This window comes from Microcoleus sp. PH2017_24_DOB_U_A, from assembly GCF_020738205.1.
In the GTDB taxonomy this organism is placed as follows: domain Bacteria; phylum Cyanobacteriota; class Cyanobacteriia; order Cyanobacteriales; family Microcoleaceae; genus Microcoleus.
Map to the genome: position 1 here is coordinate 1 of NZ_JAEQCT010000016.1, position 17005 is coordinate 17005.

Below are 17005 nucleotides of genomic sequence, written 5' to 3' on the forward strand. Positions count from 1 at the left end.
TATTCCTGTAGTTTTAGGACTGTGGACTAAAATTACTAACGTAGATGTCTAACATTGACTACTTTTGGGTAGCTTTGTCCATGTTTTTACGAGCGGTTATGGGTGAGGCAGTGGCAGTTCGGGCGATCGCTGCTATCCGTCTTCGGGTATCGCCTGTCTGTGTCCGGAAACAAGGAAAGCAGCCGCAGAATTGGAGAGCGCTTGCAGTCAACAGAAGCGGGCATTTGATGCGGAAGTACCGCCTAACCTATCATCAGAAAAATGGGTAGAAACCCCGTCCTTATAAAACGGATTTACAAAAATATACAAAACAAATCGATTGCCTTACAAAAGACCTGATACTATGTGAAGATGGAAAAAGCCTACCGCTACCGATTCTACCCAACCACCGAGCAAGAAAATATCTTGCGACGGACAATGGGTTGCACTCGGTTAGTGTACAACAAGGCTTTAGCCGCTCGCACGGAAGCCTGGTATGAGCGTCAAGAGAGGGTTGGATACAAAGAAACCTCCTCAATGCTAACAAATTGGAAACAAGAAGAAGAGCTTGATTTCCTGAACGAAGTTAGTTGTGTACCCCTTCAACAAGGACTTAGACACCTTCAAACAGCTTTTACCAACTTCTTTGGAGGACGAGCTAAATATCCTAATTTCAAGAAAAAGCACAGCGGCGGTAGCGCTGAATTTACTAGATCAGCTTTCCGTTGGAAAAATGGCCAACTGTTTCTCGCAAAGTGTAACGATCCGTTACCTATTCGCTGGAGCCAGCAAATTCCCGAAGGGTGCATCCCGTCTACTGTTACCGTAAAACTAACACCCGCTGGACGTTGGTATGTCTCCATACTCGTAAATGACTATACGATTAAACCGCTTCCTAAAACCGATAAAACTATCGGATTGGATGTAGGGATCGCTAGCCTGATTACCACCAGTAATGGCGACAAGATAGCTAATCCCAAACAATTCAAAAAACTTCGCAAAAAATTAAAAAGAAAGCAAAAAGCCCTAGCCAAAAAGCAAAAAGGAAGTAACAATCGATACAAGGCACAGTTGGAAGTGGCTAGAGTCCACTCACAAATAGTCGATATTCGCAAAGACTTCTTGCACAAGCTGACAACTCAAATTATTCGTGAAAACCAAACGATTGTAGTTGAGGATTTAGCTATCAAGAATATGGTGAAAAACCATAAATTAGCTCTTGCTATTAGTGACGCTAGTTGGGGTGAGTTGATTCGCCAACTAAGTTACAAGTGCGAGTGGTATGGGCGAGAGTTTGTAAAAATAGACCGCTGGTTTCCTAGTTCTAAACGCTGTGGAAACTGCGGTCACATTGTTGAAAAATTGCCGTTGAATGTTCGAGAATGGGAATGTCCTAAGTGTGGGATAAACCACGATCGCGATATTAACGCTGCAAAAAATATTTTGGCGGCTGGGCTAGCCGTTGCAGTCTGTGGAGCGACCGTAAGACCCGAACAGAGCAAGTCTGTTAGGGCGGGTGCTATGAAGCAGAAACCCGATCGGTGACGATTGGGAATCCCCGCTCATCAAAAAAGTGGGTGGATGTCAAGGCAATAGAAGTCAACAGCAGGCAAAAGCAAAAGGTTAATTCAAAGTTGTCAGCAAATATTAGTCAATTATTGACCGACTCGCATTCAGATGATTCTATCTATTGGCATAGCTGCCGCCTGATTTCAATCTTTTTTCAATTAAAATTTCTCTCTAGCCGCATTCCCAGAGGTTCCGCCCTTGAATTCTCAGAAGTATAAAATTCAAGCACTGATTGCTGAGATTGATGAGGTACTCAGCAAGCCCGCACCCCGCTTGCCTTGGACGGGTTCGATCGATACTGTCCACCAGCGCCAACTTTTAGAGCGAGTTCGCACTTATCTGGTTTCCTCAGAGTCAAAGGTAGCTGCCCGCAAGGGGCCCGCCAGCCCAACTGTCCGCCCGGAACCAGTTCCAGTACCCAAAATGCCCCCGAGGGTCGATCGCCCCTCAGCAACAGAGCAAATTATGCTTGCCGTCACTGAGGAAATCACCAACCTGCGATCGGGTTTGACGGGGCCGCTCCAAGAAGAAATAGTAGCTCTGCGACAAGAGCAACAAGCCCTCATTCAAGAAATCAAACAGCTAGAAGCAAAACGGCAGCAACAACAATCCCTAGCTCAGCAACAAGCAAACCAACAGCAAATCATTTCTGAATTCTTGCAGGTACTGACGGGGCGCTTGGAAGAAACCTTGGATCGCGATTTATCCCAAATTTTTGGTAGCCTAGAAAATCAATTATTACCAAGCACTGCTGCACAATCGCAGCAATCGGCTTTCAGCGCACAAACCTCAGAAGAACTCCCGCTGCTAACACCGGCTCAGAGATTGGAGCAAATGCAACGGTTCCAAGCTAGTGCTGACAGTCTGCTGATGAGGCTCGATTCTACGATGGGTATCGTGTTCGAGGCTTTGGAAGCAAATCTGCAAAGCTATCAAGCTTCCTTGTCCCAAGGACTTGAAAATATGCATGGTTTGAGCCAGCAGAGCGAGGCAATGTTCGCGACTTTTGTTAATCACTTGGTCGCACAGTTGGGACGAGAAGCCTCTTCCTACGTGCAGCAGCCGATCGCCCTGGCAAATGTCCAAACAGGTTCCCCAACCGCATCCGATCGCTCTGTTGCTACTGGCGGCTTCTCAAATACCAAGATCCACTCATCAGCCGATGCCGAAAGTGAAGAGCGCAGTGGCGAACTCCCAGAACAAGACAGATTGCCCTACGCCGGGACAGAAATTTCTTCGCAATTCGGAAAGTTGAGGCGCGATCGCGATCGCATTGAAACTCCTCTCTCGCTCCCGGATTTGGAAGATAATTTGTTCGGTTCTTCACCGGAAATCCCTCCACAGCCAACTCGCTTTTCGGGTGCTGATTCGGAAAATTTCTTAGCAGAAAATGACGAAAATGTTGAGGATTTGTACGCTAGTTTGTTCGCGGGAGAAACAGTCGCAGAACTAGAATTAGAACTGGAAGATTTCACGATCGAAAATACGGAAAGTGCTGCCGCGACAGAAGCGGTACTATCTCCATCAGTGGCAGAGCGTGAAACTACAGAACCCCTAAATTCTGCGGAAGATTTGTTTGCAAATCTACTGGATGAAGGCGAATCGCTGGAAGATGTTCTAGCAGATGAAGATTCAGAATTTGCAATCGGTAATTCTGTAGAGGCTCTAACTTTAGATACTGAAGATTTATTTGAACCGCAAGTTACAACAGTAGCTGAAGTTTCAGCACCGTCAGCCTTAAGTTCGATCGAGCCTCAACTTGAGTTGGACGATCGAGAAAATCTAGAAATGGCTCAAAACCTAGGCGAGCATTTCGACACTGCTGCTGTGCCGGGGCCGCGTCCTGAGCAGGGGCCCCCGACTGCGAGCGCGGGCGATCGAATTAGCTCGAACCAACCCAGGAACACCCGTGTACCCAGTGCCCGTGATGTTCAAACTGGAGATTTTGGAAGCTCGTCCCAAGGGCTCAACGATGTTTACATCCAAGCTTCGCCGGAGGAGGATTTGCTGCCGGTTGAGGCATTAGAAGATGACCTGGATCGAGCTCTCAAGTTGGATGTGAGTACGATGGAACTGTTGGAGGCAGACCTCTACAATCTCGAGGGTTCGGATAATAATGCTCCAAGGCGATCGACTTCAAGTGCTTCTAACAACTTGGATTTATTGGGGAGTTCCCCTGACGACGGTGCAGACAATCCCTTTGCGGAAGCGGCGGAGGAAGAACTCGGATCGCTGGAGGATTTGTTCTCCGATGAGTTGGAACTTTCATCTGAAGATGAACCCTTTGTTTTGGAGGATGAACTTGAGGATGATTTGTTTGCTGGTGAAGATGAATCGAATTTGACGCTAGACGAGATTTTGGCGAGTTTGAAGGATACCGATCCAGAAGTGGCCCAAACTCCGGAAACCGAGGAACTGCCGTCAAATCCTCCAAAAAGTCAAAAAAAAAACCTAATTTCCAGACAGAGTAAAGCCGGGGTTGTTGAGGAGATAACCGAATCTAGAGAGTTTGCTGTTGGGCAGCAGCAAGAGTCAGCGCTACATTCTGTTCCAGGTGCGATCGCCCCTTCATCCTCTCAATCCCAAAAACGCCCGAATTCTCTCTGGTATTTGGGCCTTGATTTTGGTTCCAGCGGGCTGTCGGCGGCTTTGCTCGATCGCGCCAGCGGCCAGTTGCACCCAATTTACTGGGAAACAGCCCAGGCTGAGGTTTCCGCAGCCAGCGCGAGCTTTCGGATTCCCTCAGTCGCGGCGATCGAGGAAACAGCCCCAACCGCCACCAGCGGCCCGCAGGTGACAGTCAAGTCAGTGGGATCCCCGCAGTTGGATTTGCGTGCGGGAGAATTTTTATTGCAAAATTTTAAATTGCCTTTAAAGGTGGGCATTCCTTATCAGCGGGCAACTGGTGGGATGTACGAACCGCTGTTGCAGTGGTCATCCGATCTGGCTGTGTCGATCGCCCTACCGCTGCACGCTGTGCGGGCGCTGCTGGCTACTTTGAATCGAAAGCACCAGGGGAAAAAATTTCGCACATCGCCGGAAGTTTTGGATTCTGCCAGCCCGGAGGCGAATTCTGCTCTATTGCCAATTTCCCATTTAATCTGTAAAGCTTCGGGACTGACGCCAGAAATTCTGGATGCGGCGCTGCAAGACTTGCAGGGCGTGATTTTGGGGACTCCAGCAAGCTGGTCTCAGGCCTATGGGTTTAACCTGCGGGAGGCTGTTTTGGGCGCGGATCTGGTGGCTTCGGGCGCGCAAATTTTTGTGGTTCCCGATGCGATCGCCACTTTGGTTGCTGCTGTAACTCCTATAAAAAATGCCACAGGAGTGCAATCTGCGGCAATGGATACTATTGAAAGCTCCCTTGCAGAAGCTGCACCGCTAACTGTCAATGCTTCCTCTTTTAGCGGGGGAACTTTGATTGTGAATGCGGGGGCTGCCACGGTGGAATTAGCTGTAGTTGAGTTGCAGGAAAATCTTCAAAATTTAACTCGTGCTGATTTTACTTGCCAAAGTTTTGATGCGGCTGGCAATGCTTTCGATCAAGATATTATTTGTCAGTTGTTGGCTAAGAATGAAACTTGGGGAATGTCGATCGATTTGCCGCGTCCAGGGCATCCAGATTTGCCGAGTCGCTATCAATTGCAGCAGCGGTTGCAAGGTTCAGATTTTGGTCTGCAATTGTTAGAGGCTGCAAGGCATTTGAAAGTTATTTTGCAACATCAAGAAAGTTGTGTTTTTGATATTGACCAGCAGCATTGGGATGTGAAGCGTCGAGATTTGGAAAGTTTAGTTTTAGTGCCTTTTGTACAGCAGTTGAATCGTGAATTGAATGCTTTGCTCAGCCGTGCGGGAATGTCGCCTGCCCGAATCAATCAGGCGATTTGTACTGGGGGCATGGGTGGTTGGCCTGCGATCGCCCGCTGGTTGCGGCAAAAGCTGCCGAATGCGATCGTGGTTCAAGATCGCGAATTGGAGAGCGATCGAGATATTTCGGAAATTTACAATTTCGCCTCAAATTCCGTATTTCAAAGCACAAACTCTTCAAAAAAAAGCGGTCAAGTTGCCTGCGGGTTGGCAAGTTTAGCTCTCTATCCTCAAATTTTGGATGTGCGACAGCAACAGTACAGCGACTTTTTTCTGCTGTGGGAATTAATGCAGGTTTTGGGTAAGAAAACTCTGAGCTTTGAGGAAATTTTGCAGTTGCTCGAACGCCAGGGCGTGAACACCCGCACCTGCGAGCCCCGAATTCTGGGGATTTTGGAAGGAAGATTGCCGGCGGGGCTTTTGCCAGAGGAGGAAGATTTCATGCTGCTAGCCGAGGAGTCGAGGCAAAATCCGGATTGGCAAGCAATTTTGGCGGAGCCGCTTTTCTTTGAAGATGTTTCGCGGGGTTATCGTTTGAATGTGGAACACGCCTCTGTTGTTCGCGAATATTTAGGCAAACTTGCCTCTAGCAGCCAGCAAAAATTGTTGGAGCCACTAACAATTGCTTGGGATATTCCCACGGATATCGATCGTTCAACAGTTGACAGTTGACAGTTGACCGAAGGAGAGCGAACTCTACCCTTAAGTCCGAGGATTGGAGTAATGAATAGTCTGATTTTAATTTCTCTCTCGAAGGCGGGCGGGCTTTCAACCGATTCTTTCTGGTAAACTGCAAAAAACCGGTTTTCTGAGGCGAATTATCCCTTTCTTCCCGAATATTGCTTATAAAAACCGGGTTTGTGGCGCTCAAAAACTCACTTTTTTTGTTGAATCTAGTTAATTTTACCTAAAATTTATACATTTTTAAAATAAATACACACAAACTTTATAAAAGAGTAGCAGCTTTTTAAAGATTGTGCAAAGCCCTGGAGTTCCTCTTCTCGCGATCGGGAGAGTCTCATAAGATAGACGTGAGATCATCTTGTTAAATCTTGAGACTAATCAGATGAAATTTGTGATGGGTGCTTCTAAATTATCAGTGTTATCAGAAATGCTTTCGTTATTTATTCCGAAACCTACTTACAGAGTTTGTGTATCAAAACAGCCACTTCACCGATCCGTAACAAGTAAGGTCAAGCGGTCGATCGATATTTTGGGCTCGTTGTTAGGACTGGCAATTGCTGTGGCGTTAGCCGTGCCGGTAGCGCTAGTGATGCTTTTGGACAGTCGGGGCCCGCTGCTGTACAGTCAGGTTCGCTGTGGCTTCAAAGGACGGCATTTCAGAATCTGGAAATTTCGATCGATGGTTGTAGGTGCAGAAAATCTCAAACACCTAGTTACCAACCAAGCCAAGGGTCACATTTTCAAGAATGATAATGACCCGCGAATTACCCCCATCGGTCGCTTTTTGCGGTGCACGAGCTTGGACGAGTTGCCTCAATTCTGGAACGTGCTAGTCGGGGACATGAGTTTGGTGGGAACTCGACCGCCAACTCCCGATGAGGTCGCAGGCTACGAGGACTTTCACTGGCAGCGTTTAAATGTCAAACCCGGTCTGACTGGGGAGTGGCAAGTCAACGGACGCTCTGGAGTTAAAGACTTTGACGATATTGTGCACATGGATCTAGACTATCAGCGCAAGTGGTCTGTTGTCTACGACATCAGCCTGATTTGCAAAACTATTTGGGTTGTATTGAATAAACACGGTGCGTGTTAATTGATTTAGTCGATCGGTTGTTTTGGGTTGTTTTTTGTGAGCTTCGATTAGATGAATATTAAGTTAAAAGCTGTTTTGCTCAAAGTTAAACAGCTACCAAAAAATGCTAAATTAAGGGCAAGCTTTTTACAAGCTTGCCCTTAATTTTTTTCTATTCCTTTATCTTTCTTATTTCGGTCAACTGTCAACTATAGCAATCCTAAACGATTCATGAAGAGTTGTAGGGGTAGCGCCCCCGTGCCTACCCCTTATCTATGGAGGCAACCGGGTTATTCAAGAACCTACAAAAATTATGCAAATGATGCGAGGATTGCTATATATCAACTGTCAACTGTCATAAGAGGGCAGGCACGGGGGCACTGCCCCTACAACTCTCCCAGATCCACTGTCATATCGTTTCCGGTTGTATCGGTCGGAATGATTTAACCACAGAGAGCGCAGAGGGCGCAGAGAGAAAAGATAGAGATAAATATATGACAATGCAATCGGATTTGATATCAACTGTCAACTATCAACTAAGAGGGCAGGCACGGGGGCACTGCCCCTACAACTGTCAACTGTCAACTGTCAACTGTCAACTGTCAACTGTCAACTGTCAACTGTCAACTATTAACTGTCTTATGAATTTGCCTAATTTGATTACTTTTTCTCGCTTATTGGGAGTGCCGTTTCTGCTCTACGGTTTGTACGACCCAAGCGCGCAAAGCCGTTGGATTTGTACCGCGATTTTTGTGGTAGCGGCGGCTACTGATTGGCTGGACGGGTATTTGGCTAGAAAGCTGAACCAAATTACCGATTTGGGTAAGTTTCTCGACCCTTTGGTGGATAAATTGTTGGTACTCGCACCGCTTTTAGTATTGATTGAGTTGGGTAAAGTCCCGGCTTGGGCAGTGTTTTTAATTTTGGGGCGGGAGTTGACAATTGCGGGGTGGCGTGTTAATAAAACTACGATTTCGGGAGCTAATATTTGGGGCAAGTTGAAGACGGTGAGTCAGATTGTGGCGATCGCACTTTTAATCGCTCCCCTCTCCGAAGACTGGAACGTTCCGGCATTAATTGCGTTTTGGGTTTCTGTGGGTTTAACTTTAATTTCTGGCGCTATCTATCTCTGGCCGTCCAAGACTGCTGAGGAAAAGTAAGGATGAGCAAGTTATTGGTTTGAATACAAATTGGATATTCTAGCTAGCTAAGGTCGCAACGGGCGATCGAACTTTGCTGGAATGTACACAAAAACGTTTTTGACGAAGAATTCTGGATGCACTAATCTGCTATACAAGCACTTTGTGGTATGGCAAATTGCCATGCTTGAGATCGCACATTCCGCACCCGCTTAGGAATAGGCTCACACAGTATAATTACTGAGAATAATCCATCCTTACAGTAATAAATTATGCCTTTAAAAAAGTTTTTCATTACTTAACACGCGGTATAAAAGTATAATTTATAGCTTAATAGCTCTATAAAAACAAGTAAAAACCGAGGGCGCCCAATGTGGGAAGAGCCAATCTGTGGCGTTCTTGCGTCCATAATTGACCCAAAAATATCCTGGATTGCGATCGCCACAATTGAAACAGTAGTTGACTAGACTGGAATTGTATCTGCGGTTAACATATCAGTCAACCGCAGATGTAAGGCAGATCGACGCAGATGAACGCAGATCGTTCAAAGAAAAGCGAGCTAATGAATGCCATGCAAGTCTATTGAATGTTGGTGCGTCCATAACTGCTATTAATAGCGCTGCTAGGAAATACTCTATTGCAAATTAGCAAAAATAATGAACTTAGGAATTCGGGCTAAATTGTTGGCTAGCTTTGGAGCTTTGACGGCTTTACTCGCAGTAGTCGGATTTGTGGGTTGGCGGAATACTGTTGAATTAGCACAAGATGCGGAGAAAATGTACGCATATCAAGTTAAGGGGACGGTGGCTCTAGCCAACTCAGAGTCAGCTTTGTGGAAGCTGCGTTACGGCTTCCCACAGTTTCTAGTTTTACCATCCAAGCGATCGGACATTTTGACCGAAGAGCCACAATTATACAAAATAATTGACGATAACCTGCGAGAATATGCCAAAGGCGAACTCACCGCAGAAGAGCAAGTTGCTTTCCATAAGCTGCAAGATGCTTATCACAGGTATATTGCGGCCAGACCTAAGTGGTTTGAGTTGCAGCAAGCAGGTAAACTTAAGGAAGCAGCAGAGTATCGCGCAGCTACGACAACTCCTTTTGGTGCCGAAACAGTTGAGGCTTTTTCAGAACTAATCCAACTCCAGCGAAAAGTTGGCGAAACAAAACATCAGGAAATTGAAGCCAATATTCAGGGTTTGACAGTTTTGCTAGTCTGTACTCTGAGTTTTGCTTTGTTGTCCGCAGTAATCTTGACTGCGATCGTCAGCCGCGATATTGTTAACCCCATAGTGCAATCTGTCAAGAAGATTGCTTCTTCTTCCATGGAAATTACTGCCGCAGTCGAGCGACAAGAATACACGATATCTCAGCAAGCTAATGCTGTGAATCAAACTACTGCGACGATGAACGAGTTAAGTGTTGCATCGTCTTTGTCGGCCAAGCAAGCAGAAGCATCGGCAGTCTCGTCGCATCAAGCACTAACCCTAGCTGAGTCTGGAAATCAATCTGTAGAAAAGACGATGAAGGGAATAGTAACTCTGCAAGAAAAAGTAGACGCGATCGCCAAACAGATTACATACTTGAACGAAAATACTGTTAAAATTAGTGGGATTTCTGACCTGGTAGCCGATCTCGCTAACCAAACAAATATGTTAGCTCTTAATGCTGCTGTGGAAGCAGTCCGTGCTGGGGAAAACGGCAAGGGTTTTGCTGTTGTCGCGACAGAAATTCGGCGACTAGCTGATGAAAGTAAACAATCAGCCGATAAAATTAATGTTCTAGCTAAAGAAATTCAAGTTGCGATCGGCTACACGGTGATGGTAACGGATGAAGGTTCAAAAACCGCAGCACAAGGAATTACACAAGCTAGGGGGACAACAGAAATTTTTGCTGGTGTAGCAGAGGCGATAGACAAGGTATTTTTGAACAATCAACAAATTGCTCTAAATGCTAACCAACAGGCGATCGCAATTGAACAAGTGCTCGCAGCAATGAACCATGTTAATTTAGGAGCAACAGAAACTGCTACTAGCATTGCTCAAGTTAAAGTTTGTACGGAACTGCTCAACCAAACCGCAGCAGAACTAAATAAAATGGCTTAGTAGAAGGAAGAAGTAAAAAGCTGTAAGGTGCGGTTTAATTGTCAGGATAGCATATATAAAACTACCAAAAGGCTGGCTAAGGTATGTTGTTGCGCTTCAGCGCTCTTTCCGGATCTTAGGAAAGAGCGCGCTGAAGCGCAACAACGTACCTATGCAGCTTAATAATGACTCCCCGATTTCCGGTAGTGCACGGCTGTCACCCCGTCATTTTTCAACAAATGACCGCTTTCAACCGCCGCATAAACCACCCAGTGATCCCCGCATTCCATCCGACCGATCACTTCGCATTCGAGATAAGCTAAAGCATCAGTCAAAACTGGACAGCCGTTGCTAGCTTCTGTTGTTTCAACTCCGGCAAATCTGTCTTCTCCCGGAGCAAAGTTTTTCATGAAATACTTCCGCAACTGTCGCCCTTCTGCTAAGATGTTGAGCACAAATTTATCTCCGGCGTACATCAAAGCTTCGATCGATCGATCTTTAGCCACCGCAATCGTCAAACCCGGAGGGCTAAACGTGGCTTGCGACACCCACGAAGCCAACATCGCACTCGTGACATCCCCGCGCCGCGCCGACAGTACACACAGGGAACCTACCAATCTTCCTACAGCTTGTTCCGTGCGATCGCTCCCACCAGTCAACTGCGGTTTCGGCGCCCGCAATTTTTGCGACTTAATCAAGGCTTGAGCAAAATCCGTTCCCGCTTCTTTGCACTCGTGAATCGTCGCAGCCGTCGGCTTAAACTTGGCTCGAATCGGCTCAAATCCAATCCGATAGCCAGCATCTTTTAATTTTCCTTCCACTAAGTCGATCGCCTCGCCACTCCAGCCAAAAGAACCGAAAACCCCCGCTAATTTGCTTTTAGTTGCTGTAGACAACACAATTCCCAAAGCCGTTTGAATTTGCGTCGGTGCGTGTCCGGCTAGCGTCGGAGTACCGATGATAAATCCGGCACATTTCTCGATCGCCTCTTGAATTTCTCCCGGTTCGGCAAATTCGCAATTGATGCTTTCTACAGCAACACCGGCCTTCGTAATCCCTTTGGCGATCGCCTGCGCCAAAGTAGCAGTATTGCCGTAAGCCGAAGCATAAATCAAAGCAACTGTCAAGTCTTTTGAATTTTGTTGTTGGCTCCATTCCCGATACAAATTGCTCAATTCGTGGAGGCCGTAACGGACGATCGGCCCGTGACCGGGAGCGTAAAATGCTGTTGGCAAATCAGCTAATTTATCCATTGCTGTCAGCACTTGTTTCGCCTGAGATGCGTGCAGGGAATCGTAATAATAGCGCCGATCTTCGCTGTAAACGCTCCAGCCTTCATCAAATACTTGATCGCCGCAAACGTGAGAACCAAAAAATTTGTCAGTGAACACGATTCGAGTTTGCGGATCGTAGGTGCAAAGTTCATCAGGCCAGCGCGGAGTCGGAGTCGCCAGGAATTTTAATTTGTGACCTTTACCTAAATCAAGAGTTTCTTCACCCCGAACGATCATAATGTTTAACTCTTGTTCGGGAAAAGCCGATCGCAAACCAATAGCCGCCGGATTCGTACAAACAAAAGCTACTTGTGGAGCCAATTCTAACAAAGCTTTGATCGTGACGGATCTGTTAGCATTGAAATGCCCCAAAATTATGTAATCCAGCATTTTCAAGTCCACCCGTTTCTGCAAAGATTCCAGATAATTTTGGGTGAAAGATTCTCCCGGCGGGTCGAACAAAGCAGTTTTGTCAGCTTGAATGAGATAGCTGTTGGCTGTTGTCCCCCTTTGCAGGGAATATTCTACTTCAAATTTTAGTCTGTCCCAAGTGCGCGATCGCACTGCTGCGGTATCTGTGGCAATTGGGACAAACTGCACGTCGCGGGGTTTGGTATTAGATGCGAGTCTAGGAGTCAAAGTATTAGTCATTAATTGCACCTATCTATATTAAGTTTGCAAGGGGGAAACTGTTGATTTTGTGAATGAGATTTTTTTTATTAACCGCAGAGGACGCAGAGGACGCAGAGGGAGAAAGGAAGAAATACAGTAGCATCGTCCTGTGTTTAAATGTAGGGTGCGTCAGCAGATAGTTGATGATTAACTCGAATAAAACTTCGGCTGACGCACCTTACTAATACCTTTGGAGTGTGTTGACTCAGACAAGAAAGACAAAAAACTCGAGGGTTTAATTTCTCTCTTGCTTTTGACAACACTCAACAGTCAACTGACAACTGACAACCGTCAACTGTCAACTGTCAACTGTCAACTGTCAACTGACTAATAGTGATTGCCGACTTTGCGGTGGTGAACTGCCGGCAGTGCTTCGGGATTGGAGACGCGGCCGCTATCGACCGTAGCATATACGATATGATGATCCGAAAGTTCCATCCTGCTGACCACTTCGCATTCCATGTAGGCCAAAGCATCGGTCAAAATCGGAGAACCGTTGGTAGCAGGTTGAGTTTTAACTCCGGCAAATCGATCGGCACCTGGGGCAAAACGCTTCAAAAAGTGCTTCATCAAGCTTTGATAATTGCCTTCTTCCAGCACGTTGAGTACAAACTTATCACCCGCGTGCATCATCGATTCGATCGCCCGATCCTTCGCAACTGCTATAGTTAAACCCAGCGGTTTAAAGCTGGCTTGCGTCACCCAAGAAGCCAACATCGCACTGCTAACCTCGCCTTTTTGAGCAGTAATAATGTACAATCCGCCGCTGATGCGTCCCAAAGCTTTATCAACATCGCTATCCAGGGATTTCATCTGTTTGACAGCCTTGTCCCGCGACAGCCACTGTCCCAAGTCGGTACCGGCTTCGTCGCAAACTTGATAAATCGCTTCCGTCGGCGCTTCTTTAATCAAAATGTTGGGAAATGCTTCTTTCAAACCCAACTCTTTGAACTTGTTTCGCAGCGGATAAATCGATGCGTCATCGCCACCGCCGGATTCGCACAAACCGAAGGATTGTTTGTTGTTAGCTGCAACTAAAATTGTGTTAATAGCAGCTTCGGCATTCTCCGCAGCAGCGCCATTACTCGGTGGCGAACAAATCACAATCCCCGCAGCGCTACCGACAAGTTCCCGCACTTCCTGCAATTCGGCGGTTTTCAAGTCCATCATTTCTACGGCGACACCGGTTTTGGTAATCCCGTGGGCAATGGCTTGGGCGAGGCGATCGCTAAATCCGTAATCAGAAGTGTAAAATACCGCTACAGTGGTTTCTGCCTTAGCTTGTTCTTGGCTCCACTTTTTGTAACGTCCGGTAAGTTCCACCACATTGTACCTGAGCAGCGGCCCGTGACCGGTTGCCACCGTACCGATTTCTCCCAACTCGGCCATCCGCTTCATTGCACTCAGTACCGATCGAGCATTTGGAGCCATCAAACACTCATAATAAAAGTGATAATCCTCCTCAACCGCCGCTAAATCGTCATCATAGGTACTGTCAGAACAGTAGTGCATCCCGAAAGCATCGCAGGTGAACATCACCTGAGTTTTGCTGTCGTAGCTGAAAATAGTATCAGGCCAGTGCAAATTCGGCGCCGACACAAATTCGATAACGTGGCCGTTTCCTAAATCTAGTTTGTCCCCATTTTTGACTACAAGTCGCTCAAATGGCTGGTGTATCAGGTTTTCTAAAAATTGAATTGCTACCTTCGCCCCCACGACAATCGCCTGGGGTGCCAAAGCCAGCACATCTTTCACCAAACCGCTGTGGTCTGGTTCAGTGTGGCTGATAATTAGATAATCAATCTCTTTCGGGTCAATTTCCCCCTTCAGAGTGTCCATATATTGCTGGCGAAACTTCTCGTGCGAGGTATCTACGAGGGCTGTTTTTTCGCCGCGAATGATGAAAGAGTTGTAAGTTGTACCGTTTTTGAGCCCGAATTCGATGTCAAAACGGTCTCTATCCCAGTCCAGGCATCGAATTGCCGTTGTATCAGAGGCAATTTCGACCTTTTCCACCGTCAATCTGCGTTGGACTCGTTCAGTCAGGGCTACCATACTCTGCCTCCTTGTCTGTTATCCATTACCTTATTGTTTCCATTCTGACACGTTTCTTTTGTAAATCTTCATAAAATTTCTTATGATGCTGTTAAGTAACTTCAAAGTTATTAATGTTTGAGTTGGGCGATTCCCTACCCGATAGATTCGCTTCACGCCAGTTTTTGCACAAATCTACCGATCGGGTCTTGACAAAATTATGATTTTGCCGATCGAGCTAAAAAAAAATACACGCACCCGCGACCTCAGAAACCCGGTTTCTTCGTATATTTCTCGTTCCCAACAAAAAACTCGTAGAAACCGGGTTTCTAGCCGCTCATAGGGCGGCCCTGAAACTCTCCGAAGTGTTGTTACGTTGGGGCCAACGATCGAATTTTATTGTGGGAGTTCTCGGAGGAAATAATATGACAAATCTTATCCCTTCTGATTAGTAAGTGGTAACTCCACAATCAACTCAGTGCCTTCACCAACCTGACTGACGCACCGAATCCGGCCGCCGTGAGCTTGTACAATTACCTGATAGCATACCGAAAGTCCTAAGCCAGTACCTTTCCCCACAGGTTTAGTCGTAAAAAACGGATCGAAAATCTTGTCTTGAATCTGCGCCGGAATGCCACTTCCCGTATCGCGTACAGAGATTGTTACCCAGTCCGGCTCGCTTAGCCAACTGCGGATTGTTAATTCTCCGGGTTTGTCGGCTGAGTCGATCGCATCTAAGGCATTGTCAATCAAATTATAAAATACTTGGTTGATTTGACCGGCATGACATTTGACTGGGGGCAGATTTCCGTATTGCTTGTCAATTTTTATATTTGATTTTAGTTTATTTTGCAGCATCAATAAACTGCTTTCCAAACCTTCATGCAAATCCACAGCTTTAAATTCTGCGTGATCTAAGCGAGAAAAATTTCGCAGCGTCATCACGATCGCTCTAATCCTGCTGCTGCCTTCCCGCATCGAATTGAGCAGTTTGCCAAAGTCATCTCGAACGTAATCGAGTTCTAGTTCTTCATTGATTCTGACAATTGCCTCCGCTGCTTCTGGGCAGGCATTCCCGCACAATTCTAGAGCTTCGTTTAAGACTTTAAAATATTCTTGAGCGTGAAACAAGTTAGCGTGAATGAAATTGTTGGCATTGTTGATTTCGTGAGCAATTCCCGCTACCATTTGCCCCAAACCAGACATTTTTTCGCTTTGAATCAATTGCTGCTGCGCCGATCGCAATTCTTGGAGGGCTGCTTGCAATTGCTGGGTTTGAGCTTGAGATTTGACTGCCGCTTCTCGGACTTGGCTGTAAAGTTCTGCTTGCTGAATCGCGATCGCCATTTGGTCGGCTAGCTGCGACAGCAACTCCATTTCTTGGCGCTGCCAATTTCGCGTATCGCCGCACTCGTGAGCAATCAGCAAACCCCACAGTTTACCGGGAAATTTTACAGGAGAATTTATGTCTGTAGAAAGTGAATTGTCTGCGCTTTGGGATGTAACAATCGGTACGATCAGATTAGCTTTTACCTGCAAGCTGTCTAAAAAATCAACGTGACAAGGCTCTAAACCGGCCTGAAAAATATCATTAATTGCTTTGACTCGCCCTTGCTGGTAAAGATCGGCATAATTTCCCCTAAAACACTTATCTTCCCCCATATCTCCTAAAATGGAAGGCCAAGGAACTGTCATATCTTCAACGACAACTGTTCCTTGCCAGTTATCTTGAAACTGATAGATAATTACCCGATCGCACTGCAACCATTGGCGGACTTCTCTCACCGCTGTTTGCAGGATAGTTCCCAGATCCAGGGTACTGCGAATTTGGTTGCCAATCAGTCGCAGCAGAGATTCTCGTTCGGCTTGACGGCGGGTTTTGCTGTAGAGTTTGGCTTGATTGATCGCGATCGCCAATTGCGATGCTACCCCTTCTAACAGTTGCCGTTCCCAATCAGTCCATTCCCGTTCGCGATCGCACTGATGCAAGCCAATTATGCCATTCACTTCACCTTGATAGCGAGTAGCGACTGCCAGCATTGACTTAATTTCCAAAGTCTCGGCAATTTTTCGGGTTTGTGCATTTAACCCCGGAAAATCCAGAAACTTCGTCAATGCTAGCGACTCTTGTCCAGACACGACTGCGGCCAAGTGCGGGTTGTCAGTAATCGGTACTTTCATCCCCAGTTGTATGGGATAGTCTCCCGCGTTGTACTCTCCCCGCGTGACTAACGTTTTTTCTGTATTGGATTCTTTGACTAAAATACTCGCGCGGCTGCACTGTAGCGCTTGCCCCAGCAATCGGCACGCCGATGTTAAAATCTGTTCTATATCAAGGGTGCTGCGAATTTCGTTATTAATTTCGTTGAGCAAGTTTGATAGCTGAACTTGCTGCTGCATCTGCACGATGATGGCTTTTTGTTGGTCTACTTCCGGCAGCGAAAGACCTTCTTCTTGATTCCAGTTACCTGATTCAGGCAACCGCGCAGTCAGTCTCTGCCAGGGGGTTTCTTGTTGTTGTATTTTTAAAGACATATTTACTCAGCACTTGTACAGTATTTTGATAGACTCTGGTTGTTTACACATTTGCTTACCCCGCCAACAGCAGATCGTCGCTACCACGAATTT

At 46.4% G+C, this 17005-nt stretch carries 8 protein-coding genes; 5 read left to right on the top strand and 3 right to left on the bottom strand.

The window, feature by feature from the left end:
• Positions 1-351: 351 nt before the first annotated feature.
• The 5 genes from JGK07_RS00775 (at position 352) to JGK07_RS00795 (ending at position 10418) form a co-directional block, all read left to right on the top strand.
• Positions 352-1524 (top strand): RNA-guided endonuclease TnpB family protein, encoded by a 1173-nt coding sequence (locus JGK07_RS00775; RefSeq protein ID WP_293191469.1) that lies wholly within the window; start codon positions 352-354, stop codon positions 1522-1524.
• 222 nt (positions 1525-1746) lie between these two features.
• Positions 1747-6087 (top strand): hypothetical protein, encoded by a 4341-nt coding sequence (locus JGK07_RS00780; protein ID WP_293199157.1) that lies wholly within the window; start codon positions 1747-1749, stop codon positions 6085-6087.
• Between the two features lie 394 nt (positions 6088-6481).
• Positions 6482-7192, top strand: a complete 711-nt coding sequence (locus JGK07_RS00785; protein WP_293191465.1) for a sugar transferase — start codon at positions 6482-6484, stop codon at positions 7190-7192.
• A gap of 620 nt (positions 7193-7812) precedes the next feature.
• The gene (pgsA, locus tag JGK07_RS00790) at positions 7813-8331 is read left to right on the top strand and encodes a CDP-diacylglycerol--glycerol-3-phosphate 3-phosphatidyltransferase (protein ID WP_293185762.1); all 519 of its coding nucleotides are present in this window, start codon (positions 7813-7815) and stop codon (positions 8329-8331) included.
• A gap of 635 nt (positions 8332-8966) precedes the next feature.
• Positions 8967-10418 carry a methyl-accepting chemotaxis protein gene (locus JGK07_RS00795; RefSeq protein ID WP_293185761.1) on the top strand — a complete coding sequence of 484 codons (1452 nt, stop codon included), beginning with the start codon at positions 8967-8969 and terminating at the stop codon, positions 10416-10418.
• A gap of 158 nt (positions 10419-10576) precedes the next feature.
• Here JGK07_RS00795 and JGK07_RS00800 read toward each other — a convergent pair whose 3' ends face one another.
• The 3 genes from JGK07_RS00800 to JGK07_RS00810 form a co-directional block, all read right to left on the bottom strand.
• Positions 10577-12322 carry a diflavin flavoprotein gene (locus JGK07_RS00800; protein WP_293185760.1) on the bottom strand — a complete coding sequence of 582 codons (1746 nt, stop codon included), beginning with the start codon at positions 12320-12322 and terminating at the stop codon, positions 10577-10579.
• Positions 12323-12670: 348 nt separating this feature from the next.
• Positions 12671-14398, bottom strand: a complete 1728-nt coding sequence (locus JGK07_RS00805) for a diflavin flavoprotein (RefSeq protein ID WP_293185758.1) — start codon at positions 14396-14398, stop codon at positions 12671-12673.
• Positions 14399-14812: 414 nt separating this feature from the next.
• Positions 14813-16912, bottom strand: coding sequence for a GAF domain-containing protein (locus JGK07_RS00810; RefSeq protein ID WP_293191461.1), 2100 nt, complete (start codon positions 16910-16912; stop codon positions 14813-14815).
• Positions 16913-17005: the final 93 nt, after the last annotated feature.